The sequence below is a fragment of the Streptomyces sp. NPDC001880 genome (genome assembly GCF_053594575.1).
Window position 1 is genome coordinate 107,166 of sequence record NZ_JBSFET010000014.1, and the last position, 25,504, is coordinate 132,669.

Here is a 25,504-nt window from a genome sequence, read left to right on the forward strand (position 1 = left end):
CACCCCGATCCGATTCCTACGGTTACCCATAGGATTCCTTCGGCACCGGGAGCGCAGATGAGCGGCAACGAGCAGGCGAGGAAGACGGCGGAAGCACTGGAGCATTCCGCCGGTTTCGGCAATCAGCACAGCTCGGAGGCGGTTGCGGGGGCGCTGCCGCAGGGCCGTAACTCCCCCCAGCGCGCGCCCCTCGGGCTCTACGCGGAGCAGCTGAGCGGCTCGGCCTTCACCGAACCGCGGGCCCACAACCGCCGTTCCTGGCTCTACCGGATCCGTCCGTCGGCCGCCCATCCCCCGTTCACCCGGATCGGCAACGGGGCGATCCGGACCGCCCCGTTCACCGAATCCGTGCCGGACCCCAACCGGCTGCGGTGGGATCCGCTCCCCGAGCCCGCGCCCGGGACCGACTTCCTGGCGGGACTGTGGACCCTCGGCGGCAACGGCGACGCGGCGCAGCGCACCGGCATGGCCGTGCACCTCTACCACGCCGACTCCTCCATGACGGACCGGGTGTTCAGCGACTCGGACGGCGAGCTGCTGATCGTCCCGGAGCGCGGCGGTCTGCTGCTCCGTACCGAACTGGGCCTGCTGCGTGCCGAACCGGGGCATGTCGCGCTGATCCCGCGCGGCGTCCGTTTCCGCGTCGAGCTGCTCGACGCCACCGCCCGGGGCTATGTCTGCGAGAACTACGGCCAGCCGTTCACCCTCCCCGACCTCGGCCCGATCGGCGCCAACGGCCTCGCCAACGCACGGGACTTCCTCGCCCCGGTCGCCGCGTACGAGGACGACGACCGCCCGCTGGAGGTGATCAACAAGTTCTGCGGGAACCTCTGGTCGGCGACCTACGACCACTCGCCGCTCGATGTGGTCGCCTGGCACGGCAACCACACCCCGTACGTCTACGACCTGCACCGCTTCAATGTCATCGGCTCGATCAGCTACGACCACCCCGACCCGTCCATCTTCACGGTGCTGACCTCGCCGTCCGACACCCCCGGTCTGGCCGGTGTCGACTTCGTCGTCTTCGCGCCGCGCTGGCTGGTCGGCGAGGACACCTTCCGGCCGCCGTACTTCCACCGCAATGTGATGAGCGAGTACATGGGCCTGATCGAGGGCGCGTACGACGCCAAAACAGCCGGCAAGGGCGGTTTCGTCCCGGGCGGCGGCTCGCTCCACAACATGATGTCGGCGCACGGCCCGGACCGGGAGACCTTTGACCGGGCGAGCGAGGCGGAGCTGAAGCCGCAGAAGATCGACGACGGCCTCGCCTTCATGTTCGAGACCCGCTGGCCGGTGACGGCGACGGAGCAGGCGGCGACCGCCGGCCACCTGCAGCAGCGCTACGACGACGTGTGGCAGGGTCTGAGCCGCAACTTCAGGCCGTAGGAGCACCCGTCGCTCCCGGCCCGGCCCGATCCGAACGAAAGGCCCCAGGTGCCTCAGACGCCCAAGGTCCCCGCAGGGCCGGCCTTCGCCCCCGACTCGCTGGTCCTGAACCGCAAGCTGCCACTGTGGTACCAGGTCTCGCAGTCTTTGCGCGCCTCGATACTGGGCCGCACCAAGGACGCCTCGGCGCGGCTGCCGACCGAGGAGCGGCTCGCCGCGCACTACGGCGTCAGCGTCCTGACGATGCGCCAGGCGCTCAAGGAGCTGGAGGCGGAAGGGCTGATCAGCAGGCACCGGCGGCGCGGCACCTTCATCGAGCCGCGCGCCCGCCGGGTGTCGCCGGTCCGGCTGCTGGGTTCGATCGACGCGATCGTGGCCCAGCAGTCGGGCGAGCGGGCCTCGGTGCTCGGCCACGGCCCGGTCGCCGTGCCGGGGGATCTCACCGAGTACTTCCCCGACTGCGAGGAACTGATCAGCTACCGCCGGCTGCGCCGCGACGGGGAGAGCGACGAGCCCACCAACTGGGCGGAGAACGTGGTGCGTCCCGAGATCGCGGCCCGACTCGACGTCGCCGATCTCGAACGCTGGCCGATGACCAAGGTGCTGCGCGACCGGGTCGGCGTCCGTATCGCACGCATCACCGACACGGTCGAGGCGCGCCTGGCCGACCCGGCCACCGCCGGACTGCTCCAGGTCCCGCTGCTGAGCCCGATCCTGTTCTACACGGGCGTGACGTACGACGAGAGCGGCCAGGTGGTCGACGTGGCGCAGATCCGCTACCGGGGCGACCGGTTCTCCTTCTCGGTCACCGTGGAGGCGCACTGACCACGGCAAGGGCACCGACGCACTGCCTCGTGCCGCAGGGGCGCGGCTGCGATGCCCCGGAGACCGGGCGGACGGGCAGCTCGCGCTGCTGTGAGGGGACGCCGGACAGGGCCTACCGGTCGAAGGAGTCCAGCACCCGGTGGAGCGCCCGGTCGAAGACCCCGTCCAGATCGATCGGCCCCGGGTCCTCGGCGAATCCCGCCGCCATCCTCGGATACTTCCCGGTCGCGAGCTGGCTGATCAGATAGCCGGTGCGCACTGCGTGCTCCTGCTCCTCGGACCAGGGCAGAGACCGGCTGCGCTCTGCCGTGGCGATCTCGTTGGCCACATAGGTGGTGACCACACTGGTGATCATGGCGATGAGTTCCATCTTCTCGCCGAACCGTGCGTCGACCCCGTCCAGGCAGCTGAGCGAGTACTCCAGATACCGCAAGACGTTCGGGCTGAAGCCGTACACGGGTGACATCAGCCGGGGCATCCAGGTGTGGCGGCGCATCATCTCGCGGGCCTGATGGGCCAGTGCGATGAGATCGGCGCGCCAGTCGCCGGACGGTTCCGGGAACTCGTACCCGCCGCTGACCGCGTCGAGCATCAGCTCGTGCAGGTCCTCCTTGCGCGGCACGTAGTTGTAGAGCGACATCGTGCCGCAGCCGAGCTCCGCCGCGACCTTCCGCATGGACACGGCGTCGAAACCGTCCGCATCGGCAATGCGGACGGCGGCTGCCGCGATGTCGGCGCGACTGAAAGCGGGCTTGGGGCCTCGGCCCGCACGCTCGGGGCGCGCCCAGATCACTTCGGGTACAGCGGGTCGCCCCACCATTGATCACCACCTCTCCCACCATCGTAGTTACGTACACCGTACGTAGTGCGGTACGGTAGGCCGCATGACAACTACGTACGCTGTACTTAGTGAAGGTCTGGAGAAGCGCTACGGCGATGTCCACGCGCTGCGCGGGCTCGATCTCGCGGTCACCGAGGGCACCGTCTGCGGAGTGCTGGGGCCGAACGGCGCGGGCAAGACCACCGCCGTCCGGGTGCTCACCACGCTGACGGCACCGGACGGCGGCAGCGCCCTGGTAGCGGGATACGACGTGGCGCGCGAGGCGGCCTCGGTGCGCGCCGCGATCGGCGTCACCGGGCAGGACGCCTCGGTCGACGGCGAGCTGTCCGGCCGGCAGAATCTGCGGCTCTTCGCCAAGCTGCAACGGTTCCGCGGCGAGGCGGCCCGTGCCCGCGCCGACGAGCTCCTCGAACGCTTCGAGCTGACCGAGGCGGCCGACCGCCCGGCCCGCACCTACTCGGGCGGCATGCGCCGCCGCCTCGACCTCGCCGCCAGCCTGCTGACCCGCCCGCGGGTGCTCTTCCTGGACGAGCCGACCACCGGCCTCGACCCGCACAGCCGCAACCAGATCTGGGCGGCGGTGAGGGAACTGGCCGACCGGGGCACCACCGTCCTGCTCACCACGCAGTATCTGGAGGAGGCCGATCAGCTGGCCGACGACATCGTGCTGATCGACCGGGGCCGGGCCGCCCACCGCGGCACCCCCGCCGAGCTGAAGTCCCGGATCGGCAGTTACGCCGAGGTGGTCGTCGCCCATGAGTCGGCGCTGGTCCCGGCGGCCGGCGTGCTCGACCAGCTCACCGGCGCCGAACCGGTGCTCGACCACGAGCGCCGCACCGTGGGCGCCGTCACGTCCGACAGCACGCTCACCCTCCCCCGTATCGTCCGCGAACTCGACACGGCAGGCGTCCCGGTGATCGACGCGAGCCTGCGCCCACCGACGCTCGACGAGGTCTTCCTCCGCCTGACCGACCGCGGCGACGGCCGCACCTCCCCGCCACTGAAGGAGACGGCAGCATGAGCAGCACGACACTGGTCCGGGAACGGCCCGACACACCCGCCACGAGCACCCCCGTCGCCGACGCCCTGGCCGTACTGGGCCGCCATCTGCAGCGGATCAAGGCCGCACCGGGCGTGGTGATCCTGACCCAGACCATGCCGATCACGATGCTGCTGTTCTTCGGGTACGTGTTCGGCAGCGCGCTGGCCGTGCCCGGCCAGGAGTACCGCGCGTTCCTGGTGCCGGGCCTGCTGGCGGCGACGGCGGCGGGCGGCATCATGACCGGGATGTTCCAGGCCTCGCAGGACTGCCACCGCGGGGTGATGGACCGGTTCCGCACACTGCCGATGAGCAGGCCCGCCGTGCCGTTCGGCCAGACCGCCGCCGATCTGCTGACCACGGCCATCGGCATGGTCCCGCTGATCCTCGTCGGACTCGCGGTCGGCTGGCGGATCGAGGGCGGGCCGCTCGCCGCCCTGGGCGCCTTCGGACTGCTGCTGCTCATGCGGTTCGCCACGTCGTGGCTGGGCTGCTGGCTGGGCCTGCTGATCCGCAACGAGGAGATCGCCGGCCAGCTGGGCAGCTCCACCTTCGTCCTGCCGCTGCTGTCGAGCGCATACATCCCGACCGACAATCTGCCGGGCTGGCTGCGGACGGTCGCGGAGTGGAACCCGATCAGCGCCATGGCCTCGGCCACCCGCGACCTGTTCGGCAACGCCTCCCCGGCGGCCGACGCCGCCTGGCCGGTCGCCCACCCGGTGGCCGGGACGCTCGCCTGGTCGGCGGTGCTCCTCGCGGTGTTCGTGCCGCTGTCCGTACGGCGTTACGCGCGCGGCGGCGAGTGACGGGCCCCGCTCACCGGGGCAGCGCACAGGGCCGGTCCAGGGCTCCGAGCAGGCTGATGAAGCTCGACTCCAGGAAGACCCCGAGCTCCGCCGGCGCGTCCGGTCCACCGTGCGGCCAGCTGGTCACCGCCTCCTCGGCGAAGGCCGTCCAGGCCCTGGCGGCGACGGCCAGCCGCGGCGAGTCCGGCATCCCTAGCCGCCGCTGCCCCTCAGCCACCCGCCGGGCGAGGGTGGCCCTGGTCGCGTCGACGATGTCCTCCACCGCGGGGTGACTGCCCGCGGCGCCGCGGACCAGGGCGAGATAGACCTTGCGGTGCTCCAGTACGTACCGCACGAAGCCGGCGATGAACGACCGCAGCCAGGGGACGGGCCCCAGCGAGGGGTCCGGTTCCGTGGCTGCGACGAAGTCGTCGCACTCCTGCTGCACCACGGCGCGGTAGAAGTCGCGCTTGGAGTCGAAATAGTGGAAGAGCAGCCCCCGTGAGATGCCGGCCCGCCGCGCCACGTCGTCCGTGGAGAGTTCGTCCAGCGACCGGTCGGCGAGCATGTCCAGGCCGATGGCGACCAACTGGGCCCTTCGTTCGTCGGGGCTCAGGCGCGCAGCTCGCTTTTCGGACATACATACAGTCTAGAAGCGCGCCCCCGAAGCACTTCGATCCCGAAGGCTCTGCGGAGATCCACGCCATCGCCCTACGGCGCCCGGTGGACACACCGAAGCGCTGCCGTGGGCCCTGGGGATGACGGGAGGGCGGACGGCAGCGCAGCGCCGGGACGGCGTGATCGCACACGGCCCCGAGCGGGGGGGCCGGGCGACGGACCCTGACCGGGGAGGCCGGGCGGAGGACCGGTGGGCGGTCGTGACGGGCCGTCGGGTCAGTGGCGGCTGCCGAGGAGTGAACGCCTCAGTCGTCGCAGCGGCGCGAAGAGCGAGACCCGCGCGCTCTTGCTCCGGCGATAGTGGGCGGCGTCGCGCGAGGTGAGCTCACGCATCAGCAGTGTCGCCTCCGCGGCTTCCCGCTGCGGCACGGCAGGGCCGCCGAGCACCGCGAGATGGCGGTCGAGGCGCGAACTCGTCGCACCGCTCCCGCAGGTGATGGCAGGCACACGCGGCCTGCTCCGCATCGCTATCTGTTCCATGTCACTCCCCACCCGTACGAGGGCACCCGGCCCGGGCAGGTTAACCCTATCGCCCCGTGCCGACACTCGTGTATCCCGGTCGCAGGATTGCACACACGCATACGGAGGTTGACACCGCATTCACGAATCCGCCCGATTTCAGGGCGACTTGGACAGAACGGAACCGGACGGAGGTACTCCGGCCGCGATCCCGCCACGGACCCTGGACCGCCCTTGCGCCCCGCCGGACGGAGACCCCGGCGGGCAGGGGCCTCCTGCCCGTCCGGCGGCCGGACGGGCCCGGCGGATGCGCTGGTGGTGTCAGGCCGCCGAGTCGAGGGCGGGCAGGTAGCCGCCCGACTGTCCGGTGGCGGTGGGGTGGTAGGACTCGCCGATGTTGAGCCAGTTGACGCTGTGCAGCCAGGCACTTCCGGAGCAGATCTCGTGACCGGTGAACCCGCCCGCGACATCGGCGAAGGCGAAGCCGTGGTCGGCCGCGCGCTTGGCGGTCGTCGTGTTGAGGAGGTCGGCCGCCGCATTGATCGCGGTGCGCACCTTGTCGCTCAGGCCGACGGCACAGCTGCCGCCGATCTTGTAGAAGCGCGGGTAGCCGAGAACGACGACACGGGCGGACGGCGCCTTGGCGTGGATCGCCGTGTACACCGAGTCGAGGTTGCCGGGGAGGGTGGACTCGACATAGCCGCGGGCCGTGGCGATCCGGTTGAGGCAGGTGGTCTCGGACTGGAGGACACAGGTGGTCATGACGTCGGCGAAGCCCGCGTCGTTGCCGCCGATGGAGATCGAGACGAGGTCGGTCGAGGAGCTGAGGGGGCCGAGCTGACCGGCCTTCACATCACCCGTGCGAGCGCCCGAGCAAGCGGCGAAGGTGAACGAGGCGGGCGAGTTGGCGGCGGCCCAGAGGGCCGGATACGCCTTGGTGCTGCGCTTGCAGTCACCACTGGCACCGTCGTAACTGCCGGCTCCGACACCCGAGGAGTACGAGTCGCCGAGGGCGACGTAGTCGACGGCCTGAACAGACGTTGCGGCGGCGGCGGTCGCCGCTCCGGTCAGAGCGAGCACGGCACCGAGCAGGAGCGAGGACGAGAGCGCCGCGAGTCTGGACAGCTTCATGGAACCTCCCTTGGGACCGACCGGTGGAATCTCCACGCGGTCTGCCGAGTCCGTGGTAGCAGCACCGGCACCCCTGTTGGAAGTGTTCATGCCAATTTTCTCCGATGACTCGGGCTCCTCCACACGCACTCTGCATGCCCGTCATGTCGGCGGTCACTGCCGGAAAATGGGAGGAAGGCGATGAAACCCTGGTGCGCCGGGTACCCCCGGTGCCGGATCATGGGCGCCATGTCCGCCACCCCTGAGTCCGCGCTGCCGATCCGGCTCAACGTCGACGACAGCGATTCCCCGTCGGATGTCGTCGACGCGCTGTTCCTCGGCCGTTTCGCGTCGGGAGAGCAGCCGTACTCGCACAGTTCCTCCCTGGACCGTGTCAAGGCAGGGGCGACCCTGCTGCCCCCGGCCGCCAAGGTGCTGCGCGCAGCCCGCGACGACGACCGCAGTGCCACGCTCGCCGAGGGCGACGGCTGGACTCTGCTCGTCTCGCGGTGGAACCGCGGCGCCGATGTCACGGTCACCGCGACCAGCCCGGAACTGGCCCAGCAGGTCCTCGGCCAGGCGACGGACGGCGCCCTGGACGAGCCCGAACCCCAGCCCGAGAACGTGACGATGGGCTTCTGGTACGTCTCCCCGCGCCGCGGCCCGCACCGCACCACCCGGCAGATCGCCGCCGGCACCTGGGACGAGGTCCGGGGCAACTACACCGCGCCGGTGGCCGATGCCATGGACCGGCTGATGAAGGTCACCCCCGACGACATCGCGGGCCGGCTGCTCCTGCTGCACGGCCCGCCGGGCACCGGCAAGACCTCCGCACTGCGCACGCTCGCGCGCTCGTGGCGGGACTGGTGCCAGGTCGACTGCGTGCTCGATCCCGAGCGGCTCTTCAACGACGTCGGCTATCTCATGGACATCGCGATCGGCGAGGACGACGGCACGTCCAAGGGCCGGTGGCGGCTGCTGCTCCTGGAGGACTGCGACGAGCTGATCCGCGGCGAGGCCAAGCACACCGCGGGCCAGGCGCTGTCCCGGCTGCTGAACCTCACCGACGGGCTGCTCGGGCAGGGCCGCAATGTGCTGGTGGGCGTCACCACCAACGAGGACCTGGAACGGCTCCATCCGGCCGCGGTCAGGCCCGGCCGCTGCCTCGCCAGGATCGAGGTGGGCTCACTGACCCGCAAGGAGGCGGTGGCCTGGCTGGGCACGGAGGAAGGGCTCGGCCGCGAGGGCGCGACGCTCGCCGAACTGTACGCGCTGCGGCGCGGAAGCGGTCCCGCGTCGGTGCCGAAGCAGGACTCCGGGGCGGACGCGGGCCTGTACCTCTGAACCGGCACGGACGCCGGCCCGCCGCCCCGGGCCCGGCACGGCCCGCCCCGCCGCGATCTCACCCCGCCCCGTACGCCGCCCGTACCGCGTCCCGCGCCAGGGACAGCGCCTCGTCCCGGGACAGGCCCAGCCGCCGCGCCTGCTCCGCGTACTCCTGTGCCGCGGCCGCCGCATGACGGTCCGCCGCGTCACCGGCGGCGGCGACGAACGTGCCGTTGCGCCCACGGGTCTCGATCACCCCGTCGGCCTCCAGCGCGCGGTACGCCTTCGCGACGGTGTTCGCGGCGAGGCCGAGCTCCTCGGCGAAGCCGCGTACCGTCGGGAGTCTGAAGCCGACGGGCAGCGCGCCGGAGCGGGCCAGTTCGGAGATCTGGGTGCGCAGTTGCTCGTACGGGGCGATGCCTGCATCGGGATCAAGAACGATCTTCAGGGTCACGCCCCGATTCTCCCCCACGTCCGCCCCGCCGACGGAAATTCGGGGGCGGCCGATGGCGGCCCGCGCGTAACGTCCGGCGCATGACTGTCATCGTTCGCGACTTCCTCCCCGCCGACGCGGAGGACTGGGTACGGGTCCGGCGTGCCGCCCTGCCCTTCATGGTGACGACGCCCGAGTGCGTCACCTTCGAACTGGCCTCGGCCCACCCGGACAAGCGCGCCCGGCTGCTGGTCGCCGAGGAGGACGGGGAGTTCATCGGGACCGCGCAGGTCGGCCTCGTCCACGACAGCCCCGAACCCGGTCAGGGGTTCTGCAACACGTACACGCATCCCGACCGCACCGGGCGCGGGGCGGGTGCGCTGCTGCTGCGCACGGCCGAGGCGTATCTGGCGCAGGAGGGGGCGACCTCGGTCTACGCCTGGGTGCTCGACACCCCGTCCAACCTGGCCTTCGCCGAGAAGCGCGGCTATGCGCCGAGCCGTCCGGCTCACTTCCTCCACCTCGACCTGGCGGGCGGATCACTGCCGCCCCGTCAGGAGCTGCCGCCCGGCGTCGAGCTGCGTACCGCCGCGGACTTCGCGGACGATCCGCGTCCGCTCTTCGAGGCGGACGCCGAGACCACGGCGGACGAGCCGAGCGACACCCCGGTGGAGCTGTCCGACTACGAGGACTGGCTCAACCACACCTGGCGCGCCCCCGCGCTCGACCACGAGCTCACCTCGGTCGCGGTGGTGGACGGGGAGGTGGCGGCGTTCAGCGTCGCGGAGACCGACGGCCTGACCCGGTACATGTCCGGGATGACCGGCACCCGCCGGGCGTACCGCAACCGGGGCCTGGCCAAGCTCGCCAAGAACGACTCGCTGCACCGGGCGCGCGCCGCCGGGTACACGGACGCGTACACCGGCAATGACGCGGACAACGGCCCGATGCTGGCGATCAACCGGTGGTTCGGCTACGAGATCTGCGCCACGGAGGTGCGTCATGTCCGCAGGCTCGGCTGAGACGGCGCTGGTGGTCGTCCTGGTGAAGGCCGGGCGGACCAAGATCCGGTATCCGGCGGACGTGGTCCGTGACGACGGGGTGCGGGTCACGGTGCGTGCGCCGTGGGCGGCGCCGGCGGTCCGTGACTTCGGCTTCGTCCGGTTCGAGCCGGGCGACGTCTTCACCGAGCACTACTGGCGCGACCGCTGGTTCGCCGTGAAGGAGGTCCGTACCGGCGAGGGCGGGCTCAAGGGCTGGTACTGCGACATCACCCGCCCCGCGGTGCTGCGGGACGGGCAGTTGCTGGTGGAGGACCTCGACCTCGATCTGTGGGTGTCGGCGGACGGCTCGTCCGTACTGCGGCTGGACGAGGACGAGTTCGAGGAGAGCGGTCTCGCCGGAAGCGATCCGGCGGCGGCCGACGCGGCGCGCCAAGCGCTGGACGAGCTGGAACACCTGGCCCGCACGGAGGGCCTCGCGTCGTTGCTGGTCTGATGCCCGCAGCCGCCGCCCGTCCACCGGGGTTCCGATGTCGGAACCCCGGCCGGGGAACGGCCTGACGCCCCGCGTCCGGGCGGGGCCGAGGCCGGTGCACCCGGCCGCGTAGCCGCCCCTGCGCCCGTGAGCTGTGTCGAAGAACGCGGAGAAGCGGGTACAGGTGTCGGTCGCGACGTGGTGGGTCGAGCATTCCCTTGCCCTCGTCGTCCCGGAACGCATCGAGGACTCCTCGGGTGGTGTGTGGAGCGGCCGTGTCCGTGGGTGCCGCCATCGGACTTTGGCCCCGGACCGATGTCAACGGTCTTGGCACAAGGCCTGGCGTGGGCGGGGCGGGCTGCCCCGATCCGCTCCGCCCGCACCCGGCCCGGACTCAGCCGCCCGCCGCTGCCGCCCCGGGCAGCCTCGCCTCGGCGGCGTCGAGGAGCAGCTCCAGCGCGAACGGGTAGCCGCTGAGCGTCATGTCGTCGGCCAACAGCCGTACGGTGGCGGCGATATGGGGGTAGGTGTTCGCATCCAGCCGGCCGTAGCGGTGCTGCCACACCTGGAGATCCGCGGCCTGGGCGGCAGCCGGCAGAGCGAGCGCGGCCGCGTCCAGGGCCGCGAAGGCGAGCGCCTGGTCCACGAAGGCGTGGTAGATCCGTACCACCTCCGGGTCGGGGAAGCCCGCCGACCGGAGTATGCCGAGGATCGCCTCCACGGCCCGCATCTCGTTGTTCCGCCCGGTCGTCCGGTGCGCCGCCAGCATGGCGGCCTGCGGATGCGCCTGGTACGAGGCATGGACGCGCAGGCCCAGTTCGCACAGGTCGCTGCGCCAATCGCCGGTGGGCCGCCAGCCCTGCTGGGCGCGGCCGATGAGCTCGTCCGCGACCGCCAGCAGCAGATCGTCGGTGCTGTGGAAGTACCGGTAGAGCGCACTGGGGTCGGCGCCCAGTGCGGCGCCCAGCCGCCGGACGGTCAGTGCATCCGCACCATGCTGGCCGACCAGCCTCAGAGCCGTCTCCACAATGATCTGTTCGGACAGCATCGTGCCCTGTTTCGTCGGCCTTCTGCGCCGCCGCTGCGACTCCGGAACCACACGCTCATCCATGGCGCGGAGCTTATGACAACACCATTGACGTGTGAAGGGGGCAACGGTTTCATGGCCTGCCATCCGGGCTCTCCGGCCACCTTCCCCCTGAGCAAGGCGATGACCGTTGGCGGTACCAGTGAAGAATGCAAGCACCACGCCTGACATCGGCTACCAAGTCCCGCAGGCCACGATGCGCAAGTCCATAGGCGTCGTCGACGGCATGGTCCTCGCCGCATCGAGCACCGCTGCCACCAGCAGTATCGGCATCGGGCTCGGCCTGATGGCGACCATCGTCGGCCTGCACCTGCCGGCGATCATGCTGCTTGCCTTCCTGCCCGTGCTCGGCATAGCCGGCGGATACGGCAGGCTCAACCGCGTCGAACCGAACGCGGGCAGCAGCTACAAGTGGGTCGGTCGCATCTTCAGTCCCTGGCTGGGCTTCCTGACCGGATGGGTCAACGTCGTCGGCACCATCGTGTTCATGGCCTACACCACCACGATCACGGGCTCGGCGATCATCCAGCTGCTGGGCCAGGCCACCCTCCACAGCATCGGGGGCCTGACCCTCGATCCGGACTCCACCCTCCAGTCCACCCTGCTCGGCATGGCCGTCCTCATCGCTGCCGCGCTGGTCGCGGTGCGCGGACTCGACCTCGCGGCGCGTCTGCAGAAGTACCTGCTGATCTTCGAGTACGGCGTGCTGCTCGCGTTCTGCGGCTACGGTCTGTTCGCCGGTGACCAGCCCTTCTCGCTCCAGTGGTTCAACCCCTTCGACATCCCCTCGGCCGCCGCCCTCGCCCAGGGCATGGTGCTCGCGGTCTTCTGCTACTGGGGCTTCGAATCGGTCTTCAGCGTCGGCGAAGAGGTCGGCGACCCGCGGGACGCGTCCCGCGGCGGGTTCATCGCGCTGACCGTCATGCTGCTCCTCTTCCTGCTCGCCGGCACCGCCTTCCAGCGGGTCCTGCCCCTGGACGAACTGGCCGACAACGGCGCGCAGGGACTCGCGTACTTCGGCACCAAGCTCGCCGACCAGCCACTGGCCGCCCTGCCGCTCATCGCCCTGATGTTCTCCGCGGTGGCGTCGCTCCAGGCCTCGGTCATCCCCACCGCCCGCGGGATGTACGCGATGGGCCGCGACGGCGTTCTCGGCCCCGTCTGGACGCGGCTGCACCCCAAACACAAAACCCCCGCCGCCGGCACCCTGCTGATCACCGCGATCGCCCTGGCCCTCGCCACGCTGGCCCTGGTCATCCCCACCGTCAACGATCTGATCTTCGCCTCCGTCAACGCGATCGGCATCGTCGTCGCCCTCTACTACGCCCTCACCGCCGCAGCCGCAGCGGTGCGCTTCCGCCACCTGCTGCGCACCTCACCGCTGGAGGCCCTGCGCGCCGTCGTCGGTCCGGTGCTGGGCGCGCTCGCGCTGCTCGCCACCGGCGGCTACCTCGCCTGGACCTTCTACCGCTCCACCGATCACTTCGAAGTCTCCGCCGACAACGGATGGTTCGCGCTGCTCGTCCCGGTCCTGATGATCGGCTCCGGGCTGCTGGCCGCCGCGTGGGCCCGCTGGCACCATCGGTCGCCCTACTTCGTCACCCGCGTCCCCTCCGTCGACGCCGGGCCCAGCACCGCCGTGTGACGTCCGCACCGCCGACCCGCGGTGCGGACCGTGACACCTCGATCCCTCCAGCGGTCCGTCTCGGACCGCCGACCCACCAGGAGCACCACCCATGACCAAGGCCGATCTCGTCTTCACCCAAGGCCCCGTGCACACCGGCGACCCCGCCCGCACCCGGGCGAGCAGCCTCGCCGTCACCGGGGAGCGGATCTCGGCCGTCGGCCACGACGAGGTACGGGAACTGATCGGCCCGAAGACCGAAGTGGTCGACCTCAGGGGCAAGCTGCTGCTCCCCGGCTTCCAGGATTCCCACATCCACGCCGTCTACGGCGGCCTGGAGCTCGCCGAGTGCGACCTCAGCGGCACCGTGGGAGTCGACGAATACCTCCGCCTCATCGGCGAGTTCGCCCGGACCCACCCCGACAGCACCTGGATCACCGGCGGCGGATGGTCCATGGAGAGCTTCGAGGGCGGCCTTCCGACCCGGCAGCTGCTCGACTCGGTGGTGCCGGACCGCCCGGTGTACTTGGTCAACCGCGACCACCACGGTGCCTGGGCCAACACGCGCGCGCTCGAACTCGCGGGCGTCGACCGGGACACCCCCGACCCCGGCGACGGCCGGATCGAACGGGAGGGCGACGGCACGCCGAGCGGTGTCCTCCAGGAAGGCGCCACCGGTCTGGTGGCCCGGCTGGTGCCCGGGAAGACCGCCGCCGACCGCCTCGACGGCCTGCTGCGCGCGCAGCGGCTGCTCCACTCGCTCGGGATCACCGGCTGGCAGGACGCCCTGCTCGGTGAGTTCAACGGCCAGCCCGACCCCTCCGACGCGTATCTCACCGCCGCCCGCGAGGGAACTCTCACCGCCCGGGTCAACGGCGCGCTCTGGTGGGACCGCGCCCGGGGCGCCGACCAGATCCCGGAGCTGGTCTCCCGCCGCGAGAAGCTGGCCCACGGCAGGTTCCGGGCCGGCTCGGTGAAGATCATGCAGGACGGCATCGCGGAGAACTTCACCGCCGCGATGACCACCCCCTACCTGGACGGCTGCGGCTGCGCCACCGCCAACAGCGGTCTGAGCTTCGTCGACCCGGTCGCGCTGCGCGCGTACGTCACCGAGCTCGACGCGCTCGACTTCCAGGTGCACTTCCACGCTCTCGGCGACCGCGCGGTGCGCGAGGCGCTGGACGCGGTCGAGGCGGCCCGCACCGCCAACGGCCGCCGTGCCACCCGGCACCACCTCGCTCACCTCCAGGTGGTCCACCCCGACGACATCCCGCGTTTCGCCAGGCTCGGGGCGATAGCCAACATCCAGCCGCTCTGGGCTTCGCACGAGCCCCAGATGGACGAGCTGACCATCCCCTACCTGGGCCCCGAGCGCGCCGCCTGGCAGTACCCCTTCGGTTCCCTGCTGAGGGCCGGCGCCACGCTCGCGGCAGGCAGCGACTGGTCCGTGAGCAGCCCCGACCCGCTCGCCGGAATCCATGTCGCCGTCAACCGGATGCAGCCCGGGGCGACCGACGGCCGGGTCTTCCTGCCCGAGCAGCGGCTCGACCTCGCCACCGCCATCGCCTCTTACACCGCGGGCTCGGCCCACGTCAACGGCACGGACGACGCCGGAACGCTGCGGCCGGGCCACCTCGCCGACCTGGTGGTCCTGGACCGGGACATCTTCACCGGACCGGCCGAGGAGATCCACGCGGCCCGGGTCCTGCAGACCTACGTCGGGGGATCGCGGGTGTACTCCGCCTCCTGACGTCCGTGCACCGGACCCGTGCCGCCCCTGCGGCCAACTCCCCAGCCCCCTGCAGTTCATCGCAAAGGATCCTCACATGACCGACCTCACCGACCTCCCCTATATGCCCGCCACCGAGGCCCTGCGCCGCTTCCGTGACCGCACCCTCTCACCGGTCGAGCTGATGACCGCGGTCATCGCACGTGCGGAAGCCGTCGAGCCGAAGGTCAACGCCCTGGCCGAGCAGACCTTCGAGGAGGCGCTCGCCGCCGCCCGCGAGGCCGAGGCCCGCTACGGCGGCAAGGGCGAGGCACCCCGCGCGCTGGAGGGCCTGGCCGTCGCGACGAAGGAGGAGCAGCCCATCGCGGGACGCCTCAGCACCGACGGCTCGCTGGCGTTCCGGGGGGAGATCGCCGAGCAGACGCACCCGGTGATCGAGCGGGTCCAGGCCGCCGGCGGCATCGTGCACGCCCGGACCACGACCCCGGAGTTCAGCTGCGCGGGCTACACCCAGTCACGGCTGTGGGGCGTCACCCGGAACCCGTGGAACACGGAGTTCACTCCGGGCGGCTCCTCGGGCGGTGCGGGCGCCGCACTCGCGGCGGGCGAGACGACGCTCGCGACCGGCTCCGACATCGGCGGCTCGATCCGCATCCCCGCTTCGTGCACGGGCACGGTCGGCTTCAAGCCGCCCTACGGGCGCGTGCCGGCGATGCCGCCCTTCAACCTCGACACGTACTGCCACGACGGCCCGATGGCGCGTACTGTGGCCGACTGCGCCCTGCTGCAGAACGTCATCGCGGGGCCCCATCCGCTGGACGCCGTCTCGCTGCGGCCCGGAATCGTCCTGCCCGAGCGGTTCGAGAGCGCCGAGGGCCTGCGTGTGGCGCTCTCGGTCACCCTCGGGGACTGGCCCGTCGATCCCGAGGTCGAGGCCAACACCCGTGCGGTCGCGGAGGCGTTGCGCGCGGCCGGTGCCGTCGTCGAGGAGGTGGAGGTCCCCATCATGCGGGCGGACGTGATGCGGGCCGCGATGATCCACTTCGGCTCGATCTTCGGCCCGTACATCGCTTCGGTCGCCGCCGAGCACGGTGACCTGCTCACCACGTACGCGCTCGACTTCGCCCGGCGGGCCGGCGAGGCCGTACGGGAGCCCGGCAGTTTCCTCCAGGGCCTTGAGCTCGAAGCCGGGGTGCAGACGACGCTCGGTGTGCTGCTGGACCGCTACGACGTCCTGCTGTGCCCGACGACCGCCGTCCCGGCGCTCAGGGCGGACGACGACCACCTGTCGACGAAGGTCGTGATCAACGGCTTCGAACTGGACTTCTATCTGGAATCCGCGATGACCACACCGTTCAACATAGCCAGCCGCTGCCCGGTGCTGAGCGTGCCGTCCGGTTTCGCCTCGAACGGCGTACCGACGGGGGTGCAGGTCGTCGGACGCACCTATGACGACACCACGGTGTTCCGCGTCGCGCAGGCCATCGAGTCCGCCCGGCCCTGGAGCCGCACCCCGGTCCTCTGACACGGCGCCGACCGGCGGGACCGGACGGCGCTCAGTCCCGGCGCCGGGCCCACACATCGGTGTACGGGGCCGGTTCCTGGGGTGCGGGGCGGGGCTGCCGGGCTCCGGCGACCAGCTCCACCTCGTACCCCGCGGCGTCCTCCAGATAGGCGGCGATGTGTCCGTCACCGCCCGCGTGCGGGTAGCGGTCCTCGAAGAGCGGCCGCCAGCCGTGCTCCGGAGCCCTTGCCACCAGGGCGTCGAGGGTGGCCCGGTCACTGACGTGGAACGCGAGGTGGTTGAGTCCGGGGCGGCGCCGGTCGTGCGGCCCCGGAGTCAGGTCGGGCGACTGCTCGACCACCACATAACTGTCGCCGCGCCGCCAGCTCCGCCCGTGTTCCCAGCGCTGGTACGGGAGATGGCCCAACTCGCCGAGGAGCCAGCCCCACCCCCGTTCGGCCGCCGCCAGGTCGGGCACCCACAGCTCGATGTGGTGCACCCCGCCGGTGCTCGCCCCGCCGGCGGGCAGCGGGACGGCGCGGCGGATGCCGTGCGGCTGATACGCCACGGTGTCGCCGTCCTCGTGCCAGTGGATCAGGAAGTGCTCGCCCGCGCGGTAGCCGTCGAGCGCCGCCCGGCAGTAGGCGACGATGTCGTCCGGGAGGGCGTCCAGCGGGAACCACGCCAGCTCGGAGCACTTGTCCGGCTCACGGTTGTACGGTTCGCGGCCGGGGTCGTACTCCGCCTCGAAGAACCAGCCGGTCCTGGGTCTTCCGCCGGGGCCACGGTGCTGCATGACCAGGGCCACCCGCAGCTCCTCCGGGCCGAGTTCGACACCGATCTCCTCGACGGCCTCCCGGATCATCGCCTCGCGGACGTCCTCGCCGTCCTCGACATGTCCGGACGGGCCGTTGAACAGCCCGTCCGCGTACCCCGTGCCGGCCCGGCGGGCGAGCAGGACCTCGGGGCCGCGGCGGAGGAACAGATGCACGTCGACGACTTCGGTGTGCCGGTGCGGCGGCTGGGCTCGGGCCACCAGGGCATAGCGCTCGTCGTCGACCCGCTTGCCCCAGAGCGCCGGATCGTCGGAGAGCCGCTCGTGGTGGATGCGTTCGGTGAACTCCGAGAGCAGCCCGGTCAGCCGCTCGGCACTGAGGCCGACGCCGCCCCAGACGCCCTCGATCAGGATCAGCCGGCCGCCCGGCCGCAGCAGGGTGAACCAGTGGCGCAGGGCCGCGGCCGGATCGGGCAGCAGCCACACCACATGCCTGACCATGATCACGTCGAACTGCTGCTTGCCGACCGGCGGTTGTGCCGCGTCACCGACGAGCACCCCGGTGCCCGTCCCGGCAAGCTTGGTCCGGGCCCGCTCCACCATGCGCGGGGAGCGGTCGACGGCGGTGACCCGGTGGCCCTGCCCGGCGACGAGCAGGGCCAGGCTCCCGGTGCCGCACCCCAGGTCGAGCACCTCGGAGCGCTCACCGGGCAGCCAGCTCTCCAAGCGCTGGGCCCAGGCGTGCCGGACGGCCGGGTCGAGCAGCCCGTGGTCGGGTTCCTCGTCGAAGGAGTCGGCTGCGGAGTCCCAGTCGATCGTCGTCATGGGTAGATCGTGCCAGCCGCCGCCGACAGCGGCGCCCCGCCGGTCGGATCGTGGTCGGCTCGCGGTGGTGGATCCGGTCGTGCGGGCCGTCCGCGCGGCGCTCCACCGGCTCGTATCCGTAGCGCGGCAGAGCCGTTGGTTCTCCCGCGTCAGGGCGTTCGCGCGGAGCCGGATCCCGGGGAGGCGGTGCGGTTCCTGTCGGTCGGGCCGGCTGTCGTGGACCACACGGTACGAGGGCCCCGCCCGGGTGGAACACCCGCTGCCCCTCGTACCGCTGCTTCCCGCGCGGCGGTGCTATCCGACGGCCGAGGCACAGGTGGTGGGGGTGGCGTGTGACGGGTCCAGGGCGTTCGCCACCTCGTGGAAGGCGATCCGGTCGACCGTGCCGATCGCCACGTGCTCGGAGAGGTCGACCGGGCACAGGTCCTGGAGCAGGACGTTGTGCACGTCCGGCCCGTCCAGGAACTGCGTGCGGTACGGGGTCACGACCTCGTCGTACCTGGTCGCGATGACGGTGTAGTGCACTCCGGGCACGGTGTCGGGGAGCGAGTTGAGCCTGGTGATGAACGGGGAGCCCGCCACCTGGTCGGCGAGAGCGGGTGTGTTGGCGTTCAGCAGGTCCTCCGCTCCCGGGAAGTACGGCAGCAGCTTCGTCAGGCCGAGCAGGGTGGTGCCGTGGTTGTCGGGTGCGATCCCGATCAGGGCGTTCACCTTGGCGGCCCCGCCGAGGAACTTCAGGTAGTGGTTCGGCATCATGCCGCCCTGGGAGTGGCCCACCAGGTCGGCCTTGTCCGCGCCGGTGGCGGCAAGCACCTTGTCGACGAACGAGGCGAGCTGTCCGGCCGACTTGTCGACCGGGCCGAGGCCGTTGAAGACCGGCACACCGGGCAGTTGCCCGTAGTCGAGCGAGTAGACGCAGTAGCCCCGGTTGACGAGGTAGGGGGCGAGGACCAGCCAGTTGTCGATCGAGTTCCCGAGGGTTCCGTGGACCAGGACGACGGGGCGGGGATGGGCTGCGGAGGGCTTGCAGGAGTAGTCGTTCCAGCCACGGGTGGCGGCAGTGGGGGCGGCTGCAGCGGCAGTGGCCGTGGGGGTGGCGACTGCGGCGACGGCGAGGAGCAGTGCGGCGAGGGTCCTCCGCGCACGTGGGGTGCGCGGCGCACGTGTCCAGGGCAGCATCGTGTGGTCTCCTTGCGGCTCAAGGGAGTTGCGATGTCTGTGCACCCTGCGGCCCGGACCACAAGTCTGACTGCTGGTTCTTCGGCGTTCCCCGGTCAAATTACGCGCGGGTAAGGTGGCGTGGGAAGTTACGCGTCGGTAAAAAAAGTGATGAGCACCCGATCGGAGGAGTTCCCTGGGGCGTGATTCGAAAGTGGCGTCGTCCGCCCGGAGTGCGGGGTCGGGGGCGTTTGGTGCGTGCGGTCGCAAGGCGGAGGGACGAGAGCGCAGCGGGCTGCACCGAAGACCGACAACGCGGCGAGCAATGGGGTCTCCCCTGCTCGAGCGAAGCCGAGAGCTTGGGGAAGCACCAAACGCCCCCGGCCGGGCGGGACTTTCGAAACACGCCCCAGGGGGGGCTCAAGCGGCGAGCCGCCCCGGCATCACGGCCCGTGGGCCGTATCTGGCCCGCAGCCGGTCCGCCACCGCCTCGATCCGGCGCGCCCGTTCGTCCACCGGGTCGAAGGAGAGCTGGTGCGTGGCCCGCTCACGGTCCGTCAGCCCCTCGGCGCGCAGCCCGATCCCCCGCACCCGGGCCCGTTGCAGGGCGAACGAGTCATGGATCCGGTACGCGAGCGCGGTGAGCGCCGCGGAGTGGGCGGTGGGTTCCCGGAGTGTACGGCTGCGGGTCAGCGTCGAGTATCCGGTGCGGTCGGCGTAGCGCACGCAGACCGCGAGGCCGCGGCAGACCTGGCCGTCCGCCCGCATCCTGGCCCCCAGCTCCTCGGTGAGCGACATGAGTGCGCGGCGCTGCCGTTCCCGGTCCAGCTCGTCGCGCGGGAAGGAGCGTTCGGCGGCGATCGACCGGGCCGCGGCGCCCGGCACGACCGCCGTACGATCGATGCCGCGCGCCCGCTCCCACAGTTCACGTCCGGTCCGTACGCCGGTGATCCGCTGCAGGGTGCCGAGCGGGGCCGCCGCGATCCGGCCGACGGAGTCGAGCCCGTATCCGCACAGGGCGCGGGCCGTCGCCGCGCCGACGCCGTCCAGTGCCGCGGCCGGCCGGTCCGCGAGGAATTCCGCTCCCCCGCCGCCCGGCACCACGAAGGTCGTCCCGGGCGCGGCCTGCCGTGCCGCCGTCCGGGCCAGCATCGGGTTCTCCGCCGCTCCGATCGCGCAGTCCACTCCGTACAGGGCGAGCGCGCGGATCCGGATCACCGAGGCCAGCCCCTTCGCGTCTCGCCCGAAGTAGCGCAGCGCGCCGCGCACATCGGCGAGCGCCCCGTCGGGCGGGACCGCCTCGACCACCGGGGTGAACGCGCCGAGCAGGGCGAGCAGCCCCTCGTAACCGGCGCTGTCCGGGAGGCCGCCGCCGACCTTGCGGAACCGCAGGTACAGGATTCCCGGTGCGCCGGGTGCGGTGCTCATCCCGCGCTCCCCGGGCTCTGGTGCCACAGCTTCCTGCCGGTGGCGACGCCCTCGCCGGGCGGCTGGAGGTCGGACCAGGGGTTCATCTCGTACCCCGTCGGCAACTGGATGCGGCGGCCGTTGTCACCGTCACCGCTCCCGTCCCCGTCCCCGTCCCCGGAGGGGGGTTGTGCCGCCAGCCGGTCCGCGACCGCGTCGAGTCCGCCGGTACGCCGCAGCTCGGCCAGCTCCGCCAGGTTCCAGGCGGCCGAGCCGACCACGCTCAGGCTCCGCGGTCCGCGCCGCTGCACCACTCCGCGCACCAGCAGCAGCCAGGAGTGGAAGACGGTGTGCGCGCAGGCGGCGTGGCTGTCGTCGAAGAAGGCCAGGTCGACCAGGCCCGTGCCGTCGTCCAGGGTGGTGAAGACGACCCGGCGGCCGGAGCGGACCGGCGGGGTCTGGGTGGCCGCCTTGGCGCCCGCGACCAGCACGGTCTCGCCGTGCCGTGCCTCGCGCAGCCGCCTGGCGGAGACCGCGCCCAGCTCCTTCAGGAAGGCCTGGTGATCGTCCATCAGATGGCGGGAGACATCCATGCTCAGGATGCCCAGCTCGGCGCTGAGCCGCTCCGCGTCGTTGAGGTCGGGCAGGCCGGCGGAGCCGGTCCGGTGCCCCCCGCCGAGGGGAAGCTGTGTGCCGAAGCCGCCGGAGCCCGTGCCCCGCTGGGCGTGGTGCAGTTCGGACAGGTGCAGCAGCAGATCGCGCCGGTTGGTGCCGAACGCGTCCAACGCACCCACCCGGGCCAGCCGTTCGGCGGCCGGCCTGCCCGGCCTGGCCCGCTGCCAGAAGTCCAGCAGCGAGGCGTAGGGCTGTCCGGCCTCGATCCTGGCGACCCCGGCCTCGCCGATGCCATGGACGTCCGAGAGCGCGAGCCGCACCCCCCAGATGCCCTCCCCTCCCTCACCATCAGACACCAGTTCGATTCTATGGGTGGCCGACGACCGGTTCACGTCCAGTCCCAGCACCGGCACCCCGCGCCGCCGCGCGTCCGCGAGCAGCAGCCGCTTCGGGTACATCCCGGGGTCATGGGTGAGCAGCCCGGCGTAGAAGGCCGCCGGGTGGTGCGCCTTGAGCCAGGCCGACTGGTACGTCGGCACGGCGAAGGCGACCGCGTGCGCCTTGCAGAAGCCGTAACTGCCGAACGCCTCGATGATCTCCCAGGTCCGGGCGATCACCTCGGCGCCGTACTTCTTCTCCGCCGCCCGCTGCGCGAACCACACCTTGATCCGGCCCTGCGATTCGGGGTCACTGAGCCCGCGCCGCACCCGGTCGGCCTCGTCCCGGCCGCAGCCGGTCATGATGTCGACCATCTCGATGATCTGCTCGTGGAAGACGACCACCCCGTATGTCTCGCGCAGCGGTCCCTCCAGATCAGGGTGCGGGTAGCGCGCGGGGGCCCGGCCGTGCCGGGCCTCGATGAACGGCCGCACCATGTCGGCGGCGACCGGCCCGGGACGGAACAGCGAGATGTCGACCACCAGATCGTGGAAGCCGGCCGGCTGGAGCCTGCCGACCAGGTCGCGCTGGCCCGGCGACTCGATCTGGAAGCAGCCCAGCGTCTCGGCGCTCCTGATCAGCCGGTACGTCTCCGGGTCGTTCGGCGGCACCGCGTCCAGGTCCACGTGCTGCCCCGAGGCCCGCCCGATCTCCGCGACCGCGTGCGCCATCGCCGACTGCATCCGCACACCCAGCACATCGAGCTTGAGCAGCCCCAGGTCCTCCACGTCCTCCTTGTCGAACTGCACCATCGGGAAGCCGTCACCGCTGGTGGGTACGGTGGGAGTGCGGCGCAGCAGCGTGGCGTCCGAGAGGAGGACCCCGCACGGGTGCATGGCGATGCCGCGCGGCAGCCCGTCCAGCGCCTCCACCAGTTCCCAGAGCCGTCCGTACCGGTCCTTCTCCCGTGCCACCTCACACAGTTCGGGCAGTTCCTCCATGGCCGCGCGGGCGTCGCGGGCCCGGATGTGCGGGAAGGCCTTGGCGAGCCGGTCGGTCTCGGCCGGGTTCATGGAGAGCGCGGCGCCCACGTCCCGGATGGCGTGGCGCACCCGGTAGGTCTCGGGCATGGCGACGGTCGCGACCCGTTCGGTGCCGAAGCGTCCGATGATCGAGCGGTAGACGTCGAGCCTGCGGGCGGACTCCACGTCGATGTCGATGTCGGGCAGCACGAAGCGGCGTCTGGACAGGAAGCGCTCCATCAGCAGCCCGTGCTCGACCGGATCGGCGTGCGCGATCCCGAGGAGGTGGTTGACCAGGGAGCCCGCGCCGGAGCCCCGGGCGGCGACCCGCACTTTCATCGCCTTTATGTCATCGACGACCTGAGCGACCGTCAGGAAATAGGTGGCGAAGCCGTGGTGGGCGATGATGTCCAGCTCCTGGTGCATCCGCTCCCAGTAGTCGCGCCTGCGGTCGTAGCCGCGCAGCACCATGCCGGCGGCGGCGCGGGAGGCCAGCACCCGCTGGGCGGTGCGCCGCCCGGCACCGACGAGTTCCGGTTCGGGGAAGTGGACGGAGCCGAGGCCCAGGTCGCCCTCGGGATCGACGACGCAGGCGTCGGCGGTGCGCCGGGTCTCCGTGAGCAGCCGCTCCCCGGCGTCCTGGCCGAGACCGGCGGCCGAGGCGATCCGCCCGGCGGTCTCCGCCATCGCGCGGGCGTCCTTCAGCCAGCGCTCCCCGCTGTCGAGCGGGGCGCGGCGGGGGGCGACGGGCACCAGCCCGCGGGCCGCGTCGAGCACGTCGGCGACCGGGCCCTGCCCGGCGTCGGCGTACCGGACGGCGTTGGTCAGCACGGCCCGCACTCCCTGCTCGGCGGCGAAACCGAAGGTACGGGCGGCGAGCCGCAGCGATCCGGGCCCGGTGCCCTCGCGGCCGTGGTGGACGACTTCGAGGCGCAGGTCGTCGCCGTAGATCTCCCGCCAGCCGGCGAGCAGCGCGGCGGCCCGGTCCGGGCGGCCGGCGGTCAGCGCCCTGCCGATGTCGGAGGCGGGGCCGAGCAGCACGGTGAGCCCTTCGGCGGGCAGTTCGGACCGGCCGACCAGGGGCTGCCTCGCACCGTCGGGCGCGGGGCCGTGGGCGGCGGTGACGAGGCGGCACAGCTCCGCCCAGCCCCGGGCACCGTCCCGGGCCAGGAAGGTGGCCCGGGGTGCGGATTCGTCGACGAAGGCGCCGCCGCGGACCGGGGTCCGCGGCCGGCGCGTACGCCCGCTTCCTCTCGTGCGTTCCGTCGCCGCGGGATCCACCGCGAGCTCCACCCCGAAGAGCGGCCGCACCCCGGCGCTCTCGCAGGCCTTGGCGAAGCGGACCGCGCCCGCGAGCGTGTCCCGGTCGGTCAGGGCCAGGGCATCCATCCCCCGCTGGGCGGCACGCTCCGCCAGCCGCTCCGGGTGCGATGCCCCGTACCGCAGGGAGAACCCGGAAACGGTATGCAGATGCGTGAACCCGGGCACCCGCACCTCCTGAACCGATCCGTACTCACCCCCCTTGTTCTCCACCATAGACCAATTTTCGAACATTCGTACGATACCCGGAGCGCGGAACGGCCGTCCGGCCCCGGACCGGTGATCGGCAGGGGGTCCGGTCAGCCATTCGGGCCGTCCCCGACTGCACGAACGGCCGACGCCCCTGAGCGTGGGGGGCATGACTTTCGCTGACGAGGTGAAGAACGCCGTCACTCCACGGGCCGCAGTGCTCGTCATCGGCGTGCTCGGACTGCAGCTGCTGTTCATCGCGTCCTACGTCGGGGCGCTGCACAAACCGAAGCCGACGGACGTACCCTTCGGCCTCGTCGCGCCCCAGCAGATTTCCGCGCAGCTCCTCACCGAGCTGAAGAACCTCCCCGGCGGCCCGCTGGACCCCCGCACGGTCGCCGACACGGCCACGGCCCAGGAGCAGATCCTCGACCGCAGGATCGACGGCGCCCTGATCGTCAGCCCTCAGGGCACGACCGACACCCTGCTGGTCGCCTCCGGCGGCGGCACCTCGCTGGCCACCGCCCTGACGAAGATCATCACGGAGGTCGACCGGACCCAGCAGCGCACCGTACGGACCGTGGACCTGGCCCCCGCGTCCGACCAGGACGCCAACGGGATCTCGTCGTTCTACCTGGTCGTGGGCTGGTGCGTCGGCGGCTACCTCTGCGCCTCGATCCTGGCGATCAGCGCGGGCTCCAAGCCCGCCAACCGTCAGCGCGCGGTGATCCGGACCGGCGTCATGGCGCTGTACTCGATCCTGGGCGGAATCGGCGGCGCGATCATCATCGGCCCGATCCTCGGTGCCCTGCCCGGAAGCTTCTGGGGCCTGTCGGGCCTGGGCGCGCTGACCGTCTTCGCGGTCGGGATGATCACCCTCGCTCTCCAGGCCCTCACCGGTATCGTCGGCATCGGCCTGGCCGTCCTGATCGTGGTGATCGCGGGCAACCCGAGCGCCGGCGGCGCCTACCCGCTGCCGATGATCCCGGACTTCTGGCGGGCGATCGGTCCCGCGCTGCCGCCAGGGGCGGGTACCTGGGTGGCGCGCTCGATCGCCTACTTCAAGGGCAACGCGGTCACCGGCCCCCTGCTGGTGCTGTCCGCGTGGGCGGTGGTGGGCACGGTCATCACACTCCTGGTCGCCATGAGCCGCAAACCGGAGGAACTCACCGGCGAACGGCCGCCGTTCGGCTCGAATCTGGCCTGACGCCGCCCGGCCCCGGTGCAACGTTCCACGTCGGGGCCGTGCCGAGGGAATCCCGTTGATGGGCGGCGGGGGCACCGACCTGCGCTCGGGCTTCACCAGGGCGCTCCGGTTGCAGCCGCGACCGATGTCGTCGTGGTCCTGACCGACGGCCAGACCCCCTGGCCGAGTGCACAGCCGTCGTGCCGGACGGTGGTGGGCCCGTTCCCCCCGGGGGGGGTGCCCCTATCTGTTTCGTCAACCCCGGCGGGGGCGGTCTATGGGGGTTGGGCATGGTTTTCGGGAACGTCCCGCGAAGCGGGACGTTCC

At 71.7% G+C, this 25,504-nt stretch carries 21 protein-coding genes and 1 pseudogene; 12 read left to right on the forward strand and 10 right to left on the reverse strand.

The annotated features are described in order from the left end of the window. Positions 1–57: 57 nt before the first annotated feature. Together hmgA and ACWCQ6_RS11875 are read left to right on the forward strand one after the other, a co-directional pair. Positions 58–1,386 carry a homogentisate 1,2-dioxygenase gene (gene hmgA / locus ACWCQ6_RS11870; RefSeq protein WP_451088005.1) on the forward strand — a complete coding sequence of 443 codons (1,329 nt, stop codon included), beginning with the start codon at positions 58–60 and terminating at the stop codon, positions 1,384–1,386. Positions 1,387–1,434: 48 nt separating this feature from the next. Further along, on the forward strand, positions 1,435–2,211 hold the full coding sequence (locus tag ACWCQ6_RS11875) for a GntR family transcriptional regulator (RefSeq protein ID WP_451088007.1): 777 nt from the start codon (positions 1,435–1,437) through the stop codon (positions 2,209–2,211). 112 nt (positions 2,212–2,323) lie between these two features. On the opposite strand, the gene ACWCQ6_RS11880 is transcribed toward ACWCQ6_RS11875, so the two are convergent. Continuing rightward, the gene (locus ACWCQ6_RS11880; protein WP_451088009.1) at positions 2,324–3,031 is read right to left on the reverse strand and encodes a TetR/AcrR family transcriptional regulator C-terminal domain-containing protein; all 708 of its coding nucleotides are present in this window, start codon (positions 3,029–3,031) and stop codon (positions 2,324–2,326) included. A 64-nt stretch (positions 3,032–3,095) separates the two neighbouring features. On the opposite strand from ACWCQ6_RS11880, the gene ACWCQ6_RS11885 reads away from it, so the two are divergent. Together ACWCQ6_RS11885 and ACWCQ6_RS11890 are read left to right on the forward strand one after the other, a co-directional pair. Further along, positions 3,096–4,073: an ATP-binding cassette domain-containing protein gene (locus ACWCQ6_RS11885; protein WP_451088011.1), complete on the forward strand. Its 978-nt coding sequence runs from the start codon at positions 3,096–3,098 to the stop codon at positions 4,071–4,073. Next, complete coding sequence (locus tag ACWCQ6_RS11890) at positions 4,070–4,897, forward strand: ABC transporter permease (RefSeq protein ID WP_451088013.1); 828 nt, start codon at positions 4,070–4,072, stop codon at positions 4,895–4,897. The genes ACWCQ6_RS11885 and ACWCQ6_RS11890 overlap by 4 nt, the downstream gene beginning before the upstream one ends. Before the next feature lie 10 nt (positions 4,898–4,907). On the opposite strand, the gene ACWCQ6_RS11895 is transcribed toward ACWCQ6_RS11890, so the two are convergent. From ACWCQ6_RS11895 to ACWCQ6_RS11905, 3 genes are all read right to left on the reverse strand, one after another. Further along, a complete protein-coding gene (locus ACWCQ6_RS11895; protein WP_451088015.1) occupies positions 4,908–5,516 on the reverse strand; it encodes a TetR/AcrR family transcriptional regulator in 609 nt (202 codons plus the stop codon). 254 nt (positions 5,517–5,770) lie between these two features. Beyond that, positions 5,771–6,034: a hypothetical protein gene (locus ACWCQ6_RS11900; RefSeq protein WP_451088017.1), complete on the reverse strand. Its 264-nt coding sequence runs from the start codon at positions 6,032–6,034 to the stop codon at positions 5,771–5,773. A gap of 300 nt (positions 6,035–6,334) precedes the next feature. Further along, positions 6,335–7,144 (reverse strand): SGNH/GDSL hydrolase family protein, encoded by an 810-nt coding sequence (locus ACWCQ6_RS11905; protein WP_451088019.1) that lies wholly within the window; start codon positions 7,142–7,144, stop codon positions 6,335–6,337. Between the two features lie 180 nt (positions 7,145–7,324). Here ACWCQ6_RS11905 and ACWCQ6_RS11910 point away from each other — a divergent pair, with 180 nt between their 5' ends. Next, complete coding sequence (locus ACWCQ6_RS11910; RefSeq protein WP_451088021.1) at positions 7,325–8,467, forward strand: DUF5925 domain-containing protein; 1,143 nt, start codon at positions 7,325–7,327, stop codon at positions 8,465–8,467. Positions 8,468–8,525: 58 nt separating this feature from the next. Here ACWCQ6_RS11910 and ACWCQ6_RS11915 read toward each other — a convergent pair whose 3' ends face one another. Then, positions 8,526–8,903: a GntR family transcriptional regulator gene (locus tag ACWCQ6_RS11915; RefSeq protein WP_451088023.1), complete on the reverse strand. Its 378-nt coding sequence runs from the start codon at positions 8,901–8,903 to the stop codon at positions 8,526–8,528. Between the two features lie 80 nt (positions 8,904–8,983). Between ACWCQ6_RS11915 and ACWCQ6_RS11920 the strand changes: the two genes are divergently transcribed. Next, positions 8,984–9,904: an N-acetyltransferase family protein gene (locus ACWCQ6_RS11920; RefSeq protein ID WP_451088025.1), complete on the forward strand. Its 921-nt coding sequence runs from the start codon at positions 8,984–8,986 to the stop codon at positions 9,902–9,904. Continuing rightward, entirely contained in the window at positions 9,885–10,379 is a 495-nt protein-coding gene (locus tag ACWCQ6_RS11925) for a DUF402 domain-containing protein (RefSeq protein ID WP_451088027.1), read from the forward strand. Before ACWCQ6_RS11920 ends, ACWCQ6_RS11925 begins: the two co-directional genes overlap by 20 nt. Before the next feature lie 373 nt (positions 10,380–10,752). On the opposite strand, the gene ACWCQ6_RS11930 is transcribed toward ACWCQ6_RS11925, so the two are convergent. Then, positions 10,753–11,469: a TetR/AcrR family transcriptional regulator gene (locus ACWCQ6_RS11930; protein WP_451088029.1), complete on the reverse strand. Its 717-nt coding sequence runs from the start codon at positions 11,467–11,469 to the stop codon at positions 10,753–10,755. A gap of 172 nt (positions 11,470–11,641) precedes the next feature. Here ACWCQ6_RS11930 and ACWCQ6_RS11935 point away from each other — a divergent pair, with 172 nt between their 5' ends. The 3 genes from ACWCQ6_RS11935 to ACWCQ6_RS11945 all read left to right on the forward strand — a co-directional run bounded on the left by ACWCQ6_RS11935 (position 11,642) and on the right by ACWCQ6_RS11945 (position 16,323). Next, positions 11,642–13,090 carry an APC family permease gene (locus tag ACWCQ6_RS11935; protein ID WP_451088049.1) on the forward strand — a complete coding sequence of 483 codons (1,449 nt, stop codon included), beginning with the start codon at positions 11,642–11,644 and terminating at the stop codon, positions 13,088–13,090. A 91-nt stretch (positions 13,091–13,181) separates the two neighbouring features. Then, positions 13,182–14,819 (forward strand): amidohydrolase, encoded by a 1,638-nt coding sequence (locus ACWCQ6_RS11940; protein WP_451088031.1) that lies wholly within the window; start codon positions 13,182–13,184, stop codon positions 14,817–14,819. 76 nt (positions 14,820–14,895) lie between these two features. Further along, entirely contained in the window at positions 14,896–16,323 is a 1,428-nt protein-coding gene (locus ACWCQ6_RS11945) for an amidase (protein ID WP_451088033.1), read from the forward strand. 31 nt (positions 16,324–16,354) lie between these two features. Here ACWCQ6_RS11945 and ACWCQ6_RS11950 read toward each other — a convergent pair whose 3' ends face one another. The 4 genes from ACWCQ6_RS11950 to ACWCQ6_RS11965 form a co-directional block, all read right to left on the reverse strand. Continuing rightward, positions 16,355–17,902, reverse strand: a complete 1,548-nt coding sequence (locus tag ACWCQ6_RS11950; protein WP_451088035.1) for a trifunctional class I SAM-dependent methyltransferase/NUDIX hydrolase/VOC family protein — start codon at positions 17,900–17,902, stop codon at positions 16,355–16,357. A gap of 294 nt (positions 17,903–18,196) precedes the next feature. Next, entirely contained in the window at positions 18,197–19,081 is an 885-nt protein-coding gene (locus tag ACWCQ6_RS11955) for an esterase/lipase family protein (protein ID WP_451088037.1), read from the reverse strand. 399 nt (positions 19,082–19,480) lie between these two features. Then, the gene (locus ACWCQ6_RS11960; protein ID WP_451088039.1) at positions 19,481–20,488 is read right to left on the reverse strand and encodes a DNA polymerase Y family protein; all 1,008 of its coding nucleotides are present in this window, start codon (positions 20,486–20,488) and stop codon (positions 19,481–19,483) included. Next, on the reverse strand, positions 20,485–24,018 hold the full coding sequence (locus tag ACWCQ6_RS11965; RefSeq protein ID WP_451088041.1) for a DNA polymerase III subunit alpha: 3,534 nt from the start codon (positions 24,016–24,018) through the stop codon (positions 20,485–20,487). Before ACWCQ6_RS11965 ends, ACWCQ6_RS11960 begins: the two co-directional genes overlap by 4 nt. Before the next feature lie 142 nt (positions 24,019–24,160). Here ACWCQ6_RS11965 and ACWCQ6_RS11970 point away from each other — a divergent pair, with 142 nt between their 5' ends. Further along, positions 24,161–25,198, forward strand: coding sequence for a DUF3533 domain-containing protein (locus ACWCQ6_RS11970; protein ID WP_451088043.1), 1,038 nt, complete (start codon positions 24,161–24,163; stop codon positions 25,196–25,198). 37 nt (positions 25,199–25,235) lie between these two features. Then, positions 25,236–25,405 (forward strand): annotated as a pseudogene (locus ACWCQ6_RS11975) (VWA-like domain-containing protein); the annotation flags it as partial. Between the last annotated feature and the right edge of the window lie 99 nt (positions 25,406–25,504).

Bases quoted from the DNA above. Each gene is read 5' to 3' on its own strand.
- ACWCQ6_RS11880 (WP_451088009.1), bottom strand. From the start codon at position 3,031: ATGGTGGGGCGACCCGCTGTACCCGAAGTGATCTGGGCGCGCCCCGAG.
- ACWCQ6_RS11920 (WP_451088025.1), top strand. From the start codon at position 8,984: ATGACTGTCATCGTTCGCGACTTCCTCCCCGCCGACGCGGAGGACTGG.
- ACWCQ6_RS11940 (WP_451088031.1), top strand. From the start codon at position 13,182: ATGACCAAGGCCGATCTCGTCTTCACCCAAGGCCCCGTGCACACCGGC.
- ACWCQ6_RS11935 (WP_451088049.1), top strand. From the start codon at position 11,642: ATGCGCAAGTCCATAGGCGTCGTCGACGGCATGGTCCTCGCCGCATCG.
- ACWCQ6_RS11970 (WP_451088043.1), top strand. From the start codon at position 24,161: ATGACTTTCGCTGACGAGGTGAAGAACGCCGTCACTCCACGGGCCGCA.
- ACWCQ6_RS11955 (WP_451088037.1), bottom strand. From the start codon at position 19,081: ATGCTGCCCTGGACACGTGCGCCGCGCACCCCACGTGCGCGGAGGACC.
- ACWCQ6_RS11945 (WP_451088033.1), top strand. From the start codon at position 14,896: ATGACCGACCTCACCGACCTCCCCTATATGCCCGCCACCGAGGCCCTG.
- ACWCQ6_RS11925 (WP_451088027.1), top strand. From the start codon at position 9,885: ATGTCCGCAGGCTCGGCTGAGACGGCGCTGGTGGTCGTCCTGGTGAAG.
- ACWCQ6_RS11890 (WP_451088013.1), top strand. From the start codon at position 4,070: ATGAGCAGCACGACACTGGTCCGGGAACGGCCCGACACACCCGCCACG.
- ACWCQ6_RS11930 (WP_451088029.1), bottom strand. From the start codon at position 11,469: ATGGATGAGCGTGTGGTTCCGGAGTCGCAGCGGCGGCGCAGAAGGCCG.
- ACWCQ6_RS11895 (WP_451088015.1), bottom strand. From the start codon at position 5,516: ATGTCCGAAAAGCGAGCTGCGCGCCTGAGCCCCGACGAACGAAGGGCC.
- ACWCQ6_RS11965 (WP_451088041.1), bottom strand. From the start codon at position 24,018: ATGGTGGAGAACAAGGGGGGTGAGTACGGATCGGTTCAGGAGGTGCGG.
- ACWCQ6_RS11910 (WP_451088021.1), top strand. From the start codon at position 7,325: ATGAAACCCTGGTGCGCCGGGTACCCCCGGTGCCGGATCATGGGCGCC.
- hmgA (WP_451088005.1), top strand. From the start codon at position 58: ATGAGCGGCAACGAGCAGGCGAGGAAGACGGCGGAAGCACTGGAGCAT.
- ACWCQ6_RS11950 (WP_451088035.1), bottom strand. From the start codon at position 17,902: ATGACGACGATCGACTGGGACTCCGCAGCCGACTCCTTCGACGAGGAA.
- ACWCQ6_RS11960 (WP_451088039.1), bottom strand. From the start codon at position 20,488: ATGAGCACCGCACCCGGCGCACCGGGAATCCTGTACCTGCGGTTCCGC.
- ACWCQ6_RS11900 (WP_451088017.1), bottom strand. From the start codon at position 6,034: ATGGAACAGATAGCGATGCGGAGCAGGCCGCGTGTGCCTGCCATCACC.
- ACWCQ6_RS11905 (WP_451088019.1), bottom strand. From the start codon at position 7,144: ATGAAGCTGTCCAGACTCGCGGCGCTCTCGTCCTCGCTCCTGCTCGGT.
- ACWCQ6_RS11885 (WP_451088011.1), top strand. From the start codon at position 3,096: ATGACAACTACGTACGCTGTACTTAGTGAAGGTCTGGAGAAGCGCTAC.